14 protein-coding genes are annotated in these 17334 nt (G+C 75.6%); 3 read left to right on the forward strand and 11 right to left on the reverse strand.

Annotated features, from left to right (window positions below; translation table 11 throughout):
• Positions 1–21: 21 nt before the first annotated feature.
• Together J2S66_RS11680 and J2S66_RS11685 are read left to right on the forward strand one after the other, a co-directional pair.
• Positions 22–708, forward strand: coding sequence for a GH12 family glycosyl hydrolase domain-containing protein (locus J2S66_RS11680; RefSeq protein WP_310306958.1), 687 nt, complete (start codon positions 22–24; stop codon positions 706–708).
• A gap of 161 nt (positions 709–869) precedes the next feature.
• Positions 870–1505 carry an adenosylcobinamide amidohydrolase gene (locus J2S66_RS11685; RefSeq protein ID WP_310306959.1) on the forward strand — a complete coding sequence of 212 codons (636 nt, stop codon included), beginning with the start codon at positions 870–872 and terminating at the stop codon, positions 1503–1505.
• A gap of 44 nt (positions 1506–1549) precedes the next feature.
• On the opposite strand, the gene J2S66_RS11690 is transcribed toward J2S66_RS11685, so the two are convergent.
• The 6 genes from J2S66_RS11690 to J2S66_RS11715 all read right to left on the reverse strand — a co-directional run bounded on the left by J2S66_RS11690 (position 1550) and on the right by J2S66_RS11715 (position 8307).
• Positions 1550–2572, reverse strand: a complete 1023-nt coding sequence (locus tag J2S66_RS11690; protein ID WP_310306960.1) for a BtrH N-terminal domain-containing protein — start codon at positions 2570–2572, stop codon at positions 1550–1552.
• A complete protein-coding gene (locus tag J2S66_RS11695) occupies positions 2569–3459 on the reverse strand; it encodes a beta-sandwich domain-containing protein (protein WP_310306961.1) in 891 nt (296 codons plus the stop codon). The genes J2S66_RS11690 and J2S66_RS11695 overlap by 4 nt, the downstream gene beginning before the upstream one ends.
• On the reverse strand, positions 3456–4211 hold the full coding sequence (locus J2S66_RS11700; protein ID WP_310306963.1) for a 2OG-Fe dioxygenase family protein: 756 nt from the start codon (positions 4209–4211) through the stop codon (positions 3456–3458). Before J2S66_RS11700 ends, J2S66_RS11695 begins: the two co-directional genes overlap by 4 nt.
• A gap of 54 nt (positions 4212–4265) precedes the next feature.
• Positions 4266–5045: a thioesterase II family protein gene (locus J2S66_RS11705; protein WP_310306964.1), complete on the reverse strand. Its 780-nt coding sequence runs from the start codon at positions 5043–5045 to the stop codon at positions 4266–4268.
• 64 nt (positions 5046–5109) lie between these two features.
• The gene (locus J2S66_RS11710; RefSeq protein WP_310306966.1) at positions 5110–5538 is read right to left on the reverse strand and encodes a VOC family protein; all 429 of its coding nucleotides are present in this window, start codon (positions 5536–5538) and stop codon (positions 5110–5112) included.
• Between the two features lie 90 nt (positions 5539–5628).
• On the reverse strand, positions 5629–8307 hold the full coding sequence (locus J2S66_RS11715) for a penicillin acylase family protein (RefSeq protein ID WP_310306967.1): 2679 nt from the start codon (positions 8305–8307) through the stop codon (positions 5629–5631).
• A gap of 152 nt (positions 8308–8459) precedes the next feature.
• Between J2S66_RS11715 and J2S66_RS11720 the strand changes: the two genes are divergently transcribed.
• Entirely contained in the window at positions 8460–9725 is a 1266-nt protein-coding gene (locus J2S66_RS11720; protein WP_310306968.1) for an MFS transporter, read from the forward strand.
• 75 nt (positions 9726–9800) lie between these two features.
• On the opposite strand, the gene J2S66_RS11725 is transcribed toward J2S66_RS11720, so the two are convergent.
• The 5 genes from J2S66_RS11725 to J2S66_RS11745 all read right to left on the reverse strand — a co-directional run bounded on the left by J2S66_RS11725 (position 9801) and on the right by J2S66_RS11745 (position 17315).
• On the reverse strand, positions 9801–11141 hold the full coding sequence (locus tag J2S66_RS11725; protein WP_310306969.1) for a M20/M25/M40 family metallo-hydrolase: 1341 nt from the start codon (positions 11139–11141) through the stop codon (positions 9801–9803).
• Positions 11142–11173: 32 nt separating this feature from the next.
• Entirely contained in the window at positions 11174–13000 is a 1827-nt protein-coding gene (cysC, locus tag J2S66_RS11730; RefSeq protein ID WP_310306970.1) for an adenylyl-sulfate kinase, read from the reverse strand.
• Entirely contained in the window at positions 13000–13920 is a 921-nt protein-coding gene (cysD, locus tag J2S66_RS11735; protein ID WP_310306971.1) for a sulfate adenylyltransferase subunit CysD, read from the reverse strand. Before cysD ends, cysC begins: the two co-directional genes overlap by 1 nt.
• 61 nt (positions 13921–13981) lie before the next feature.
• Positions 13982–14188, reverse strand: coding sequence for an MbtH family protein (locus J2S66_RS11740; RefSeq protein ID WP_310306972.1), 207 nt, complete (start codon positions 14186–14188; stop codon positions 13982–13984).
• A complete protein-coding gene (locus tag J2S66_RS11745) occupies positions 14178–17315 on the reverse strand; it encodes a condensation domain-containing protein (protein WP_310306974.1) in 3138 nt (1045 codons plus the stop codon). Before J2S66_RS11745 ends, J2S66_RS11740 begins: the two co-directional genes overlap by 11 nt.
• Between the last annotated feature and the right edge of the window lie 19 nt (positions 17316–17334).

Genomic DNA, 17334 nt, shown 5'->3' on the forward strand with positions numbered 1-17334 from the left:
CGCCCGGGAGGAGTGCCGACAGTGACGAGAACGCGATGGGCCGCCGCGGCGGTCGTGCTCGCCGGTCTGCTGGTCGGGAGCGCGGTGCCCGCGCAGGCCGCGACGTGGTCCTCGACCGACAAGTGGGGCACCTGGTCGAACGGCGGGTACACCGTCCGCAACAACGTCTGGGGAAGCGGGGTCGGGCCGCAGACGGTCTGGGCGAACTCGTACTCGAACTGGGGCGTGTGGGCGAACCACCCGAACACCGGCGGCGTGAAGTCGTACCCGCACTCGGCGAGGATGGTGAACCGGAAGCTGAGCGCGCTGAGCAGGTTGAGCAGCTCGTTCGACGTGGCCAGGCCCGGCAGCGGCGCGTACGCGACGGCGTACGACATCTGGGCCGACAACCACGCGTACGAGGTGATGATCTGGGTGAACAAGCAGGGCCCGGTCGGCCCCATCGGAGGGCGGGAGACCACCGTGTCGGTGGGCGGCCACACCTGGGACGTGCACCGCGGGTCCAACGGGTCGAACCAGGTGTTCTCGTTCGTGCGCACCGGCAACACCAACGCCGGCACGGTCGACGTGCTCGCGGTGCTGCGCTGGATCGGCGCGCGCGGCTGGTGGGGCGACGTGACGGTGGGCGACGTGCAGTTCGGCTTCGAGATCACCTCGTCGTCCGGCGGCATGGACTTCCGGTCCAACAGCTTCTCGATCACGACCTGACCGCGCGGGGGCGGCGGGGACCCGGTCCCGCCGCCCCCGCGCGGCGGTCGGCGTCCGGGCCCGGGTCCCCGCCGCGTACAGTGCCGACCCGGCGGTCGCGGCCGGGACCGCCGCGCCGCTGCCCACGCCCGGCCGGGCGCACCACCGGTGGGAGGGCACCCGTGGAACCGGAACACCGCCGGGTGAACGGTCGGTCCGTGCTGGTGTGGCGCACCGGGCGACCGTGGCTGGCCATCTCCTCCGCGGTGCACGGCGGAGGCATCGGCGAACGCGAGTGGGTGCTCAACGCCACGGTGCCGCACGACTACGACCGCGACGACCCGGCCGCCGACGTGGTCGACCTCGCCGCCGCGTGCGGCCTGGCGGGGACCGGCACCGGTGTGCTGACCGCGGTGGACGTCCGCCAGGAGGTCACCACGACCGACCGGGGCGTGACCGTCACCGCGACGACCGGCATCGGCGCCCACCCCACCTGGGCGGCGGGCGGCGAAGCGCTGGCGTGGCGGCCGGGCACGATCAACGTGGTGGGGTGGTTCCCCGTGCGGTTGACGCCGGCGGCGCTGGTCAACGCCGTGGCCACGGCCGCGGAGGCCAAGGCGCAGGCCCTGGTGGAGGGCGGTGTGCCGGGCACCGGGACACCGACCGACGCCACGGTCCTGCTGTGCCCGGCGACGGGACCGGCGGAGGAGTACGGCGGTCCGCGTTCGGTGCAGGGCTCGCGGTTGGCGCGCGCCGTGCACGCGGCCGTGCGGGCGGGCCTGCGCACCTCGCCGATGACCTGGTCCACCCGGACCTGACCGGCGCGGCCCCGCGGCGTCCGGGGCTCATCCGCGCCCGGGGCTCATCCGCGTCCGAGGAAGCCCTCCAGCCCTGTCAGCGCGCGCTCGTGGTCGGCCAGCAGCGCCGTCGCGCGCGCGTCCAGGGTGCGGGCGGCCCCCGACGGGTCGGCGCGGCCGGCGGCCACCGCGATCCGGACCGCCGACCAGTGGTGCGCCACGCGGTCGACCTCCCGCGCCAACTCCACCAGGGCGGTGTCACCGAGGCGGCGCCCGGTCGCGGCCAGGTGGTCGCCGTGCAGGCCGGTGACGGCGAGCACGACCCCGGCCACCACGAACACCTCGTCGACCGCGGCCGGGTCGTGCTCGCGCAGGCGGGTCGCGGCGTCGGCCAGGAAGCGGCGCGTGCCGGGCAGGCCGAGGTAGTCCGGGCCGCCGTCCCCCTCACCGGCGAACCCGGCCAGGTTGGCGGCGAGCACCTCGCGCAGGCGGTCGCGGTCCGGCGGGTCCAGCGGGCCGTCCACGGACACCTCCAGCCACCGGTTGCCGATGGGCCGGTCGGTGAAGAACAGGTCCCGGTCGTGGCGCACCGGGTTGGCCGAGTCGCGCGCCGCGGTCAGGTCGGCGATGGTGATCTCGCCCAGGAAGCGCGGCGGCACGGAGTCCGCGACGAGCGCGACGCCGCGTTCGTCGTCGAAGCCGTGCACCACCAGCAGGTGGTTGGTGTGCACGTCGCCGTAGGCGGGCCGGAACGGCAGGTGGTAGTTGTCCGCGGCCACCGCCACCGGCCGGCCGGACGCGACGGCGTCCCGGACCTCCCGCCACCCCGCCTCGGCGTCGACCGGCTCGTGCCAGCGCGACGTGACCGCGTGGTGCGGCGCGATGCTCGCGAACAGCGAACCCCGCGCGCACGGGAAGTAGTACTCCTCGCGGCGCACGTCCCCAGCCCGGTACCCGAAGCCCCAGCCCGCGCCCAGCACGTCCAGCGGGTCGGCGCCGTGGAAGCGCAGCAGCACGCCGGCCGTGGCGTGCAGGCAGTGCCCCAGGTCGTGCCGCCAGTGCCCGATGCCCGGCAGTTCCACCTTCATCCCGGCTGTCCCTCCCCCGCCTGGAGCGTCATGGCGAACACGTGCAGCGCCGGGTTGTCCGGCAGTTCCAGCGCGACGACGCCGTCCGGCCCGGTCAGCGGGACCCGCTGCGCCCACAGCGCGGGGGCGGTGTTCCGCTGGACGTGCCGCGGGTAGTGCATGGTGCGGCACCGGTGCGCGAGGAGTTCACCGAACCGCGGCGCGGTCTCCGGCCAGAAGTCCGACACGCGCAGCCACTGCGGGCGCACCGACCCGTCGGCGTGGTGCACCGACAGGGGGTCCTCGGTGCGGCGCTCGGCCGCGCCCAGGACGTGCACCCAGTCCCACCGTCCGGGCGGCACCGCGATCCGCTGGCCGCGGCAGCGCAGGTTGTCCCGGCCGTCCGGGGCCCGCGCGGGGAACGCGAAGGGCACCCCGCCGGTGGTCGACGTGCCGCCCGGCGCGGGCAGGTCGTGCGCCGGGAACGTGTTGCCCCAGAGGTTGAAGCCGCCGGCGTCGAGGGCGTCGACGGTGGTCAGGCCGGTGTTGTCGAAGTGCTCCGACAGCGGGAGCGGGTGGGTCGCACCGGGGGCGGACCGCGTCGCCGTCACCTCGACCACGCGCACGCCGGGCAGGTCCGGCAGCCGCACGGCCACCAGGTCGTCGCGGCGCGGCACGCCGATCCGAGCGGCGCCGGGAGCGCCCGGCGGCACGCGCAGGAACTCCGGGTCCACGCCGCCCCGGTAGTGCAGCCACGCGGTGGCGTCGAGGTCGCGCAGCGCGGCCGGGTCGCCCGCCAGCACCAGGTTCACCCAGTCGTACCGGCCTGGTTCGATCCGCACGAGGCCGTCGGCCGGCGGGAGGTCGGTGCGGTGCGCCTCGACCGCCGGGTCCGTCGTCGGCGTCACGACGGGTTGATGTCGACGAGGAGCATGTCCCGCACGGCCCGGCCGCCCGCGCGGTCGCGCACCGCGATCGGCGACACCTCGTGCCACACGGCCGTGTCGTCGACGAGCACCGAGTCCAGCGGCGACTCCAGCGTGAAGCGGACGTCGGGCCGGCCGTCGCGGTAGACGGTGGACACGCCGCCCGCGCTGTTCTCCCGGCGCAGCAGGTGCATGCCCACGAACGCGTGCCCGTCGCGGTGCCTGCCCTCGGGGGTCGGCAGGCCGGTCTCGCCGTCCAGGGCGATGATCCGGATCAGGTGCAGCCCGACCGTCCACTCCGGACTCGTGCGCACCAGGTCGGCGGCCGCCAGGTCGGCGGTGACCAGGGCGTGCAGGCACGCGTCCGCCAGCGCGGCGGGCCGGATCGGGGCGAACATCCGCTCGTCGCCGCGCCACATGGGGATGCCGTCCTGCCGGAACGCCGCGTGCGGCAGCGCGGAGAGGGAGATCCCGTCGGCGGTGCGCACCGCGCGCAGCCTGCCGTAGCGCCGGTACCGGTAGCAGCCGCCGTCCACGAGCGCCCCGTCCAGCTCCAGGTCCTCCCAGGTCTCGCGGAAGCGGGCGAAGTCACCGCCCTCGGGGTCGACCGGGAAGTGCTCCGCGCCCAGCCGCGCGAACCCGTCGCCCGCCACGGCGGCGGCCACCTCGGCCGCGGGGAACCCGGTGCCGTCCGGTCGGGCGACGAGCTCCGATGTGCGAAGGTCCTCGGTCACCGGTCCCACCCTCCATCCTCATCGACGTCGTGATCTCTCGGAACGCCCGGCACGTCAGGCCCGGTCACCGGCCGTCGGCGTGCCCGTCGCCAGGCCGGTGCAGTCGAGGACGTCCAGGCGCAGCCGCGCGAGCACGGCGGCCTCCTCGTCCCTCGGGAAGAAGTGCCCGCCCGGGAACGTGCGGACGACGACGGGGCCCTCGACCTCCGCCGCCCACGGTTCCGCCTCCTCGGCGGGGACCGTCACGTCGTCCGCGCCGAGGTACACGCGCAGGGCGCACGGCAGAGGGGGTCGCGGGTCCGGGCGGAAGTCGTTCACCACGGCGAGGTCCGCGCGCAGCACCGGCAGGAGGTAGCCCAGGAGCAGCGGGTCGAGCGACGTGCCCGGCGGGAGCCCGTCCGACGACGTGATCAGCCCGACCAGCTCGGCGTCGGTGACCGGGCCGCGCGGCCGGGCCGCGTCCGGCGCGCCGGGCGCGGCGGCCCCCGCGACCACCAGCCCGGCGGGCACGGCACGTCCGGTCGCCCGCAGCTCCCGGCACAGCTCCCAGCCGACGACCGCGCCCATGCTGTGGCCGAACACGACCAGCGGGAGGTCGTCGAGCGCGTCGAGCGCCCCGACCACGCCGGCGACCACGTCGGTCATGCGGGTCAGGGGCGCCTCCAGGCTGCGCTCGCCGCGCCCCGGCAGCTCCACCGCGACCACGTCGAGGTCCGCGCCCAGGAGGGCGGGCCAGCGCTGGTACAGCTGGGCCGACCCGCCGCCGGGCGGCAGGCACAGCACCCGCGCCCGGGCCGGACCGGGTGGGGAGAGGCGCCGCAACCAGTCAGTCACCCGACCAGGTTCGCGGGAGCGCGGGTGGGGCGACAAGTCGGTGACACCACCGACAACACCGCCGTCAGAGCGAGAAGACCCCCGGCGCGAGGCTGCGGGCCAGGCAGAACTCGTTGCCCTCCGGGTCGGCCAGCACGACCCACGACCGGCCCTCGCCCTGCCCGACGTCCACCTTGGTCGCACCGAGGTCGGTGAGCCGGGCGAGTTCCGCGTCCTGGTCGCTGTCCACGGGCGTGATCTCGAAGTGCAACCGGTTCTTGGCCGCCTGCTTCCCCTCCGGCACGCGGACGAACACCATGCTCGGCACGGTCGGCCGGTCCCGCAGCTCGGCGAGGCGCTCCTCGTCCGGCTGCTCCGGGTCGGGGCCGATCTCCACCGCGTCGCCGTCGCCGCGCTCCCCGTAGACGACGTACCCGAGCACGCCGCACCAGAACGCGGCGAGCGTCCGCGGGTCGCGGGCGTCGAGGGTGATCCACTCCAACCGGCTGGTCATGCGGGGTCCTTCCGGTGCTCACGGTTCGAACGGCAGGGTGCACAGCATTCCACCGCGCGAACGGCGCGGCCGGCCGGGTGGCGCGGCGCGCTAACCGGCCGGGGTGAGCGTGAGCCGGTCCTGCGCCGCCTCGACGACGGCATCCCTGGTGAACGGCCACGCGGTCGTCTCGTCGCGCTGCCACAGGGGCGTCTGGTCGTCGTAGTGCTCGGCGAACGCGTGACCGGACGCCCCGGTGAGGTTGATCCAGCGGGAGGCGTCCGGGTCCGACCAGTCGACCACCATCCGCATCGAGGGCACCCAGTTGACCTCGTAGCCGCGCTTGGCGTTCCACCCGTTCGCGTTCACCGCGGCCGGTCCGCCCGGCACGCCGACCGGTCCCCGGTTGAGCAGCCGCCGCAGCGGCGCGGGCCCGGCGGAGCCCAGGGTCTGGTTCTTCAGGGTGAGCTGGTGCAGGTCGCCCCACCGCCACCCGCGCGGGTCGTCGCCGAGCCGGTCGGTCAGCTCCCGCGCGGCGTCGTCCATCGCCGCCCGGAGCACGGCGTCGCGCCCGCGCAGGCCGCGCGGGTCGGTCTCGTTGGTCCAGAACGGGTCGTCCGGGCGCTCCAGGAGGGCGCGGACGACCTCGAACCACTGGCCGCCGCCGTCGACGTCCACCTTGGGCGCGCCGTTCGTCAGCTCGTCGACGAACAGCAGCCGCAGCAGGTTGCGCCACACCGCGTTGAAGTAGGCCGCGGGCGCGGAGTCGGCGGGCTGGGTGAAGTCCCAGCCCCGCAGCAGGTCCCGGGCGGGCGCGGTGCCGGGTCCGACGTCGGTGGCGAGCAGCGCCGGGGTCAGGGTGGCCGCGTTGGCGTTGCGGGTGTCGGCCTGGATGCGCTCCATCGCGTCGCGGTCGAGCGGCGCGCCCTGCTTGATCAGGTCGGTGATGCGCTGGCTGCGGTTGCCGTCGCCCCACGCCTTCGTGATGAGGTACGGGTAGGACGGGGCGGTGACCGCGTTGTTGGCGTTGACGAAGTACCCGCTCGCCGGGTCCAGCGCGCTGGGCAGTTCGTCGAACGGGACGAACCCGGTCCACTCGTGCTCGCCCGTCCACCCGGGCACGGGGTAGCGGCCGTCCCCGCTGGGGCGCACCGGGATCAGGCCGGGCGTCTGGTAGCCGATGTGGCCCTCGGCGTCGGCGTAGAGCATGTTCTGCGCCGGGGCGGTGAACAGCGACGCGGCCTCGCGGAACGAGCGCCAGTCGTGGGCCGCGTTCAGCCGGAACACCGCGTCGATGGTGCGGCCGGGTTGCAGCGCGGTCCACCGGATGGCGACCTCGTAGCCGTCGGCGTCCGGTTCGACGCCCGGTGTCCGGCCGTCCCGCCCGGTGGCGCGGACCCGGTCGACCACGTCGGACAGGATCGGTCCGTGCGCCGTGGAGCGCACGGTGATCGTGCGGGGTTCCCCGCCCGCGACCCGGATCACCTCCTGCCGGGTCCGGAGCGGGACGACCTCGCCGCGGTACTCGTAGCCGTCGCCGACCACCCGCTCCAGGTACAGGTCGGTGTCGGCCGGGCCCAGGTTGGTCAGGCCCCAGGAGATGGCGGCGTTGCGACCGATGAGGACGCCCGGCATCCCGGCGAAGCTGAACCCGGACACGTCGAACGGGCAGTCCGGTCCGGTGGTGCGGCAGTGCAGGCCCACCTGGTACCACGGTCCGGGCATCGTGGGTGCGAGGTGCGGGTCGTTGGCGAGCATCGGCTTGCCGGTGGTGGTCAGCTTCCCGGAGACCACCCAGGCGTTGGAGCCGATGCCCTCGCCGCGCGGGCCGAGCAGGTCGTCCAGCGCCGTGGCCGTCTCGGTCACGCCGCGCAGCGCGCCCAGCACCTCGTCGGCGTCCGGCCGCGCGGCCCCGGCCGACTGCGGGACGGTGGTGCCGGGGGCGATCGGCTCGGGATCGCGGCTGGTCTCGCCGGGCTGCACGGTCGGTTCCCACCTGTCGAAGTCGTAGCCGGGGAACAGCCGGTCCACGGTCTCGCGCGGCATGCTCGCGGCCAGCATGGCGTGCCGGGCCTGGTCGGTCACCGTGCCGTTGAGGTCCCAGGCCACGGCCTTGAGCCAGGCCACCGAGTCCGCGGGCGTCCACGGTTCGGGCTCGTAGTCGGACACCAGCAGGCCGAGCACCGCGTACTCGACGCCCACCTCGGAGCCGCTGTGCTCGGCGAGGTAGGCGTTGACGCCGTCGGCGTAGGACCGGAGGTGCGCGCGCGCGTCGGGCGACAGCAGCTCCAACTCCTGCTCGGCGACCCGCCGCCAGCCCATCGTGCGCACGGTCGCGTCGGTGACCACCTGGCTCTCGCCGAACAGCTCCGCGAGGCGGCCGGAGGTGATGTGGCGGCGGACGTCCATCTCCCAGAACCGGTCCTGGGCGTGGGTGTAGCCCTGCGCCAGGAACAGGTCGTGCGGGTCGTCGGCGTAGATCCGCGGCACCCCGAACCCGTCGCGGAGCACCTCGACCGGTCCGTGCAGGCCGGGCACCGCGAGCGTGCCCTCGACGACCGGGAAGGAGCGCCGCACGACCCACGTGACCGCCAGCGCGGCGACCGAGGCGAGCACGACGACCAGGACCAGGAACGACCACGCCGCCACGCGCACCCGCCGCCACCACCGGCGACGCCGGTCGCCGCCGGGGCGGACCCGCCCGTCCGGGGCCGGCCCGTCCGGGGCCCGCTCGTCGGAGCCGGTGTCGCCGCCGGTGTCGCTGTCCGCGGTCTTCAGCACGTCGCCCACCCCGGCAGCATCGGCGGGCCGGTGGCGGCGGGACAGCCGGGGATTCTCCCGACTCCCGGCGGCGGCGCGACCGGTGTGACGCTTCCCGCGTTCAGCGCGCGGCGCGGTGCCACGACCGACCGCGCGGCCGGGGACCCACCACCGGGAGCGGGATGACCGTCGACGAGACCCTCCGGGACGCGCCCGCGCCGCGCCCGCTGCGCCGGGACCCGGACTTCCGCCGGTTCTGGGTGGCCGACCTGGTGTCGCAGTTCGGCTCCCGGATCACCGAGTTCGCGCTGCCGCTGCTGGTGGTGACGACGCTGGACGGCACCGGCACCCAGGTGGGCCTGCTCCAAGCGCTGTACCTGTGCCCGTTCTTCCTGCTGCCGCTGTTCGCGGGCGTGTGGCTGGAGCGCCGGACCAAGCGGCCGGTGATGATCGCCGCCGACCTGGGCCGGTTCGCGCTGGTGATGTCGGTGCCGCTGCTGGCGCTGTTCGACGCGCTCACGCTGCCGCTGCTGTACGCGATCGCGGTGACCGGCGGCGCGCTGACCGTGCTGTACGACATCGCCGCGGTGAGCTACCTGCCCCAGCTGGCGGCCGGGCGCGACCTGGCGTCGGCCAACAGCGCCGTGTCGGTCAACCTGGCCGTCGGCGCCACGGCGGGTCCGGGTCTGGCCGGCTGGTTGAGCGGGGTGTTCGGCCCCGTCGGCATCCTCGTCTTCGACGGCCTGTCCTACCTGGCCTCGGCCAACGCGCTGCTGCTGATCCGCCACCGCGAACCGAGGCCGCCGCGCCCACCGCGCCGGTCGCTGCGCCGCGAGCTGGCCGAGGGGCTGCGCGCCGTGCTCGACAACCCGCCGATCAGGGCCCTGGTCCTGCACGCCGGCATCTACAACGCCGCCGCCGCCACGACGACCGTGGCGTTCCTGGTCCACTTCGTGCGCGACCTCGGCCACGCCAACGCCGAGTACGGCGCGGTCCTGGTCGCCGGCGGGGTGGGCGGTGTGCTGGGCGCGCTGGGCGTGCCGAGGCTGATCCGCCGCGTCGGCCACGGTCCCGCGCTGTCCGTCGCCGTGGTGTTCTCCACGACGTCCTACTTCCTGCTGCCGCTGACCGACGGCGGGTCGTCCGACGTGCTGCTCGGCGGGCTGGGCTACTTCCTGGGCGTGACGGGCTCGTCGGCGGGCAGCGTGATCGCGCTGACCGTGCGGCAGCGGTGCACGCCCAGCGCCCTGCACGCCCGGATGAACGCCAGCTACCGGCTGATCAGCTTCGGCCTGCTGTCGATCGGGGCCGGCGTCGCCGGTGTGCTGGTCGACTCGCTGGGCGCGCGGACCGTGCTGTTCGCGACGCCCGTGGTGCTCGTGCTGTCCGCCGTCCCCGCGGTGAGCCGGCCGATCCGCACCCTGAAGGAGCTTCCCGACCTGGGCTGACGGACCGCCGGCAACCGGGCGGCTCGCGGGACGGGGCTCCACGAGGACCTGAACCGCGCCCACCGCGGGGTCCGGCTAGCGGTAGGTGCGCAGCAGTTCGGTCAGGCAGTGGGCGCCCAGCTCCAGGGCGTCCACCGGCACCCGCTCGTTCGCCGTGTGCAGCAGACCCCGGTAGTCCACGCCGGCGGGCAGCTTCAGGGGCAGCCAGCCGTAGCAGCGGATGCCGAGCTGGGCGAACAGCCGGGCGTCGGTGGACGCGGGCGACACCATCGGCAGCGGCGTGCCGCCGGGGTCGGCCTTGGCGAGGATGTCCGACATGGTGTCGTAGAAGCCGCCGAACTCCGGTTCCGCGATCAGCTCCGGGCGGACCCTCGACCCCTCCAGCAGCAGGTCGAACTCCACGTCGGGGCCGACCCGCTCGCGCAGTTCCGCGACGAAGTCGTCCACGGTGAACTCGCCGGGCAGCACCCGGCCGTCCAGGTCGACGGTGATCTCGCTCGGCACCACGTTGATCTTCTCGGTGGTCCGCACGATCGTCGGGTTGACCGTGTGCCGCAGCACCGAGTCCAGCCGCAGCGCCTCGACCTGCGGCAACCCGCTCGGCGGGCGGTCGCCGGCGCGGTCCTCCCGGTAGTGGGCGACGTCGGCGGCCAGCGGTTCGGGCAGGGCCGCGGCGAGCGCGGCGAGCATCCGGTCCGCCGCCGGGGTCTGGTGCCGGGGCAGCCTGGTGCCGCTCAACGCGGTCAGCAGGCGACCGAGCCGGGCCATCGGGGTGTCGGGCGGGGTCAGCCGCGAGCCGTGTCCGCCCGGTCCGCGCAGGGTCGCGCGCAGCCAGGCCGCCCGCTTCTCGGCCACCACGATCGGGTGGAACCGCACGCCCGCCAGGTCGACACCCGCGCCGCCCTCCTCGCCGATGGCGCAGCGGATGCCGGCGAACAGCTCGGGGTGGCGGTCCACGAGGTAGCGCGCGCCGACCGCGCTGCCCGCCTCCTCGTCCGCGACGACGGCCAGGACCACGTCGCCGGCGGGTCGTTCGCCCGCCGCCGCGAGCCGCGCCAGCGCGGCCAGCATCATCGCCAGGCCGCCCTTCATGTCGATGGCGCCGCGACCCCACACGTGCCCGTCCACGACGCGCGCCTCGAACGGCGGGTGGTCCCACACCTGCCCGTCCACGGGGACGACGTCGGAGTGCGCGTGCAGCAGCAGCGGCGGGGCCTCACCGCGACCGGGGAAGCGGGCGACGAGGTTGGCGCGCTCCCGATCGGGGCCCAGCACCTTCAGGTCCGCGCCGGTGTCCGCGAGCAGGCGCTGGAGGTGGGCGACGACCAGGCCCTCCCGTCCCGGCGGGTTGGTGGTGTCGATCCTGATCAGGTCCCGCAGCATCGGCAGCGGGTCGGTGGACAGCTCGGCCGTCATCGGCGCGGCTCCTTCGGTCGGTTCGGCGGTGGTCAGGCGAGCAACCCGACGACGCGGGCGGCCGACGCGGCCACCCCGCCGCCGTCGGGCCGCAGGACCAGCTCGGGTCGCAGGGGCGGCTCATAGGGCGCGTCGACCCCGGTGAACCCCCGGAGCTCGCCCCGGCGCGCCCGTTCGTAGAGGCCCTTCGGGTCGCGCGCCTCGCACACCTCGACGGGCGTGTCCACGAAGACCTCCAGGAACGGCAGGCCGGCCTCCTCGTGCGCGGCGCGCACCCGGTCCCGGTCCTCCCGGTAGGGGCTGATCAGCGCGACGAGCGCGACCGTGCCGGAGTCGGCGAACAGCCGGGCGACCTCGCCGACGCGGCGCACGTTCTCCGCCCGGTCCTCGGCGGAGAAGCCCAGGTCCGCGTTGAGGCCCAGGCGGACGTTGTCCCCGTCGAGCAGGTACGCGGGCCGGCCGGCGGCCACCAGCTGCCGCTCCACCTCGACGGCGAGGGTGGACTTGCCGGCCGCCGACAGGCCCGTCAGCCACACGGTCGCGCCGCGGGTCGCCCGGTCCTCGCGCCCGACCGCGGGGCGGTGCCGCACGACGGTCGGCGCGGCCTCGGCCGGGGCCAGCACCATGCCGGCGGCGACGGTCTCGTGGGTCGTCTCGTCGACCAGGATGAAGCTGCCGGTGGCCCGGTTGGTCCGGTAGGTGTCGTGCACCAGCGGGGTGTGGGTGTGCAGGCTGACCCGGCCGATCTCGTTGAGCGACAGCGACTCCGCCGCCTCGTCGCGGTGCAGCGTGGTCACGTCGAGCCGGTAGCGCAGGCCGTGCACGGTGGCCCTGGTCAGCTGGGTGCTGTGCTGGAGCACCAGCCGCGCGCCGGGGACGAGGCTCGACCGGTCGCCGAGCCAGCAGACCATCGCCTCGACGTCGCGCCCCACCCGGGGCCGGTTGCCGGGCTTGCACAGCGTGTCGCCGCGGCGCACGTCCAGGTCGTCGGCCAGCCGCACGGTCACCGCCTGCGGCGGGAACGCGACCGCCAGCGGGGTCCCGCCGGGGCCGTGGATCGCCGCCACGGTCGAGGTCACGCCCGAGGGCAGCACGACGACGTCGTCCCCGGGGCGGAACACGCCGCCGGCCACGGTCCCCGCGTAGCCGCGGAAGTCGCCGTGGCGCACCACGTACTGCACGGGCAGGCGCGGGTCGATGAGGTTGCGGTCGGAGGCGATGTGCACCTCCTCCAGGTGGTGCAGCAGCGGCGCGCCCTCGTACCACGGCATCCGCGCGCCGCGCTGCACGACGTTGTCGCCGTGCAGCGCCGACATCGGCACGAACGCCACGTCGGCGATCTCCAGCCTGGTGGCGAACCGCTCGAACTCGGCGCGGACCTCGGCGAACCGCTCGGCCGACCAGTCGACGAGGTCCATCTTGTTGACGCACACCACGAGGTGCGGGATGCCGAGGAGGCTGGAGAGGAACGCGTGCCGCCGCGACTGCTCCAGCAGTCCCCTGCGGGCGTCCACGACGACGAGCGCCAGGTCGGCGGTGGACGCGCCGGTGACCATGTTGCGGGTGTACTGGACGTGCCCCGGCGTGTCGGCGATGACGAACCGGCGGCGTGGCGTGGCGAAGAAGCGGTGCGCCACGTCGATGGTGATGCCCTGCTCGCGCTCGGCGCGCAGGCCGTCGGTGAGCAGGGCCAGGTCGAGCCGGTCGCCGCCGCGGGCGCGGCTGACCCGCTCCAGGGACTCCAACTGGTCGGCGAGGATCGCCTTGGAGTCGTGCAGGAGCCGGCCGATCAGGGTCGACTTCCCGTCGTCCACGCTCCCGGCCGTGGCCAGCCGCAGCAGCTGTGCACCGGACTCCACTAGAAGTACCCCTCCCGCTTCCTGTCCTCCATGCCCGCCTCGGAGACGCGGTCGTCGGCGCGGGTGGCGCCGCGCTCGGTGACGCGGCTGGCCGCCACCTCGGCGAGCACCTCGTCGTCCGTCGCCGCCGTCGACTCGACGCACCCCGTGCAGGTGGCGTCGCCGACGGTGCGGAACCGGACGGTGGCCGGTCGGGTCCGCTCCCCCGGCGCGAGGACCAGGTGGGGCGTGCGGGCGAACAGCATCCCGTCGCGCTCGACCACCTCGCGGCGGTGGGCGTAGTAGATCGGCGGCAGCTCGACCCGCTCGTCCCGGACGTAGGACCAGATGTCCAGCTCCGTCCAGTTCGACAGCGGGAAGACGCGCACGTGCTCGCCGCGCCGGTGCCGTCCGTTGTAGAGGTTCCACAGCTCGGGGCGCTGGTTGCGCGGGTCCCACTGGCCGTGCTCGTCGCGGAGGCTGAACACCCGCTCCTTGGCCCTGGCCTTCTCCTCGTCACGGCGCGCGCCGCCGAACACCGCGTCGAAGCGGTGCTCGGCGATCGCGCGCAGCAGGGTCGCCGTCTGGAGCCGGTTGCGGCCCGCGCCGGGCTCCTCGACCACCCGGCCCGCGTCCAGGTCGTCCTGCACGCGGGCGACGAGCAGCCGCACACCCGTGTCGCGCACGACGCGGTCGCGGAACTCGACCACCTCGTCGAAGTTGTGCCCGGTGTCCACGTGCAGGACGGGGAACGGCGGCGGCGCGGGCCAGAACGCCCTGACCGCGACGTGCAGCATCACCATCGAGTCCTTGCCGCCGGAGAACAGCAGCACCGGCCGCTCGAAGGTCGCGGCGACCTCGCGGAACACGTGCGCCGACTCGGCCTCCAGTGCGCCCGGGTGCGGCAGCGCGTAGTCCTCGGCCGCGCGGTCCCGGGTCACGCGGTCCGGGATCACGCGGTCCGGGGCCCCGGGCTCGCGGCTCACCGCCATCGGTCGCCGCTCACGTACCCATGGCGAGGCGCAGGCTGAGCGGCCGCATGTCCGTCCACACCTGCTCCACGTGGTCCAGGCACTCGTCCCTGGTGCCGGTGACGCCGACCTCGCGCCACCCCGACGGGACCTCGCGGTACGTCGGCCAGATCGAGTACTGCTCCTCGTGGTTGACGACCACGGTGTAGCGGGTGCCGTCCTCGTCGTCATCGCGCATGGTGGACCTCCACATCGGAACGGGAACTCGGGTCGCCGGCCGCTTCGGCGCGGTCGGCCAGCTCGCACAGCAGCGCGGCGACGTGCGGTGATCGCAGCGGGTCGCCGGGCACGCGGACCGCGCCGCCCGGGGAGGGCGGTCGGACGCCGGTCGCGCCGCCGGGCGGCGCCGGGTGCAGCGCGGCGATCAGGCCCACCTCGCGGCCCGCCGCGCGCAGCTCGGTCGCGACGGCCTCGGCCAGGGTGGCCGGCGAGCGGTCCACGAGGTGGTGCGGTCCTTGCGGCCAGCGCCGGCGGATCACCGCCGCGTAGTGGGCGGCCAGGTGCGTGATCGCGGGGGCGTCGCGCAGGTGGTCGGGTGGTTCGAGGGCGTACCAGGGGCGGCCGGCGGGCAGCCGCCGGGTGGGCCCGGTGCGGGCGTGCAGGCACAGCAGCGGCGGGGTCGAGCCGTCCTGGCTCAGCGCGACGACCGGGTCGGTGGCGACCGCCTCGGCCAGTTCCGCGATCGTCTGGTGCTCGAACAGCCTGCGGGCCGTGATCGGCAGGCCCCGGCGGTTCGCCCCGGCCACCACCGCCACGACGGACAGCGAGGTGCCGCCCAGGCCGAAGAAGTTCGCCCGGACGTCGACCCGGTCGAGCCCCAGCACCTCCTGCCACACCTCGACCAGGAGGTGTTCGGCGGGCGTGGTCGGCGTCGCGCGCTCCTCCGGCGGGGCGATCGCCGGCAGGCGGGCGTGGTCCACCTCGCCGCCGGGCGTCAGCGGGAGGGTGCCGAGCCAGGCGAACCGCGTCGGCACCACGCGTGCGGGCAGCAGGGGGCGCAGGTGGGCGCGCAACGCGGTGTCGGCGGGCGGCGTGGCGCCGGGATCGGCGGCGACCAGGTGGGCGGCGGTCCCGGTGACGACCGCCGCGCGCACGCCCGGGTGGCCGCGCAGCGCGGCCTCGACGGCGGCTTCGGGCCGGTCGAGCACCTCCAGCGTGCCGTCGGCGAGCCGGCGGGCCGCGTCACCGGTGCGGTGGAACCGCCCGGCCAGGCCGAGGTGCAGCTCGCCGGGGACGCCGACCGGCTGCGGTCGTCCGAGGCGGTCCAGGACCCGCGCGGTCCGACCGGCGAGCGGTGCGCCGTCGGCGAGGACCCACGCCGTGGTCCCCGGGAGGCCGTGCAGGACGTGCAGCGCGGGAACCGCGTCGCGCAGCCGTCGCGCGAGGTCCGCGGGCACCGGCCCGCCGCCGACGAGCAGCACGTCCAGACGGGACAGGGTGTCGTCGGCGAGGAGCGCGGCGGGCGCGGGCGCGCACCGGAGGTGGGTCACGCCGTGCTCGCGGACCAGCGCCGCCAGGTCCGCGTCCGCGTCGGCGAGCACGACGGTGAACCCGCGCGACAGCGCCCACAGCGCCTCCACGGCGGAGGGGTCGCCGACGGCGAGCCAGGTGCCCGGTGGGTCGTCGCGCAGGTCGAGCCCGTCGAAGAGGGTGAGCACCGTGCGGTGGTCGACCACGAGGTCCGTGCCCCCCGGGACGTGCGACCCCGGGACGTACGACCCCGAGGCGCGGAGCGCGTCCAGCGCGCCGAGGACGACGTCGGAGCCGGGTCCGACGACCGCCTCCGCCCGCCGGGGCGGGACGACGTGGTCCAGCGGGACGGGGTGGCCCGGCGGGACGGGGTCCGGTACGCGCTCGGCGTCGGTGAGCAGGTCGAGCGCGGACAGCGGCGCGTCGGGTCGGGTCGCGGCGGACTCCAGCAGCCGCACGAAGTGGGCCAGCAGGCGTTCCACCCGGTCGCGGTCGAACAGGTCGGTGGCGTACTCGGCGGTCAGCTCGACACCACCCGCCGCGCGTTCGGCGACGTTCAGCGTCAGGTCGAACCGGGAGGTCCCGGTGTGCACGGCGACCGCCTCGGCCACGACGTCCCCCATCGGGGTCGGCCCCAGCCACGGGTCGACCTGGAGCAGCGCCACCTGGAACAGCGGGTTGCGGCCGGCCTCCCGGTCGACGCCCAGCTCGGCGACGACCTGCTCGAACGGGGCGGCCTGGTGGGCGTGCGCCGCGTAGACGCTGTCATCGGCCCTGGCCAGCAGCTCCCGGAACGACGGGTCGCCCGCGGTGGACACCCGCAGGACGGCGGTGCTCGCGAAGTAGCCGATCAGCGGCCCGTGCTCGGGACGGGTGCGACCGGCGAACGTCGTGCCGACCGCGACGTCGTCGTGCCCGGTGTAGCGGCTCAGGACCCCGGCGAGGCCGGCGAGGGCCAGCGGCAGCACGCGCCCGGTGCCGCCGAGGGCGGCCAGCGCGCGGTGCGCGGCGGCGGGCAGCAGGCCGTGCGCCCGCTCCCCCGCCCAGCCCGGACCGCCCGGCGGACGCGGCCGGTCCGTCGGGAGCCGTGCGGCGTCCAGGCCGGCCAGGGCGGTGCGCCAGTGCGCCAGGGACGCGGCTCGGCGCTCCTCCTCCGCCGGTCCGCGCTCCCACACCGCGTGGTCGGCGAACTGGACGGGCAGCTCCGGCAGCACGGGGTCCCGGCCGGCGCGGTCGGCGGTGTAGAGCTCGACGACCTCCCTGGTCAGGACGTCGGTGGACCACGCGTCGGTGGCGATGTGGTGCGCGCTGAGGAGCAGGAGGTGGTCGTCGTCGGCCAGCCGGACCAGGGTGGCCCGCAGCGACGGGTCGCGGGTGAGGTCGAAGCACCTGCGCGCCTCCCGCAGCACGACGTCGTGCGCGCGCGCCTCCCGCTGCCCGGGGTCGAGCGCACCCAGGTCGACCGAGGTGAACACGTCGTCGGTGGTGGCGCCCACGACCTGGCGCGGACCGTCGGGGCCGGCGGTGTAGCGGGTCCGCAGCACCTCGTGCCGCTCGACCACGCCGAGGACGGCGCGCCGCAGCGACCCCGCGCCCAGCGGACCGCGCAGCCTCAGCGCGAGCGGGGTGTTGAAGGCGGGGGTGCCGTCGGCCCACTGCTCCAGCAGCCACAGCCGCTGCTGGGCGAACGACAGCGGGAGGGGTTCGTCGCGCCCCACCGCCGGGATGCGGTCGGTCCGGCGCTCGGCGGCGCGGCGCGCGCGCACCCGTGAGACGAGTGCCGCGCGCTGCTCGGCCGTCAGCCGCCCGAGCCGGTCCTCCGTGCTCTCCCGCATCGCGCTCCTCACCGCCCCC

It is taken from the genome of Saccharothrix longispora (genome assembly GCF_031455225.1).
GTDB classification, from domain to species: Bacteria; Actinomycetota; Actinomycetes; order Mycobacteriales; family Pseudonocardiaceae; genus Actinosynnema; species Actinosynnema longispora.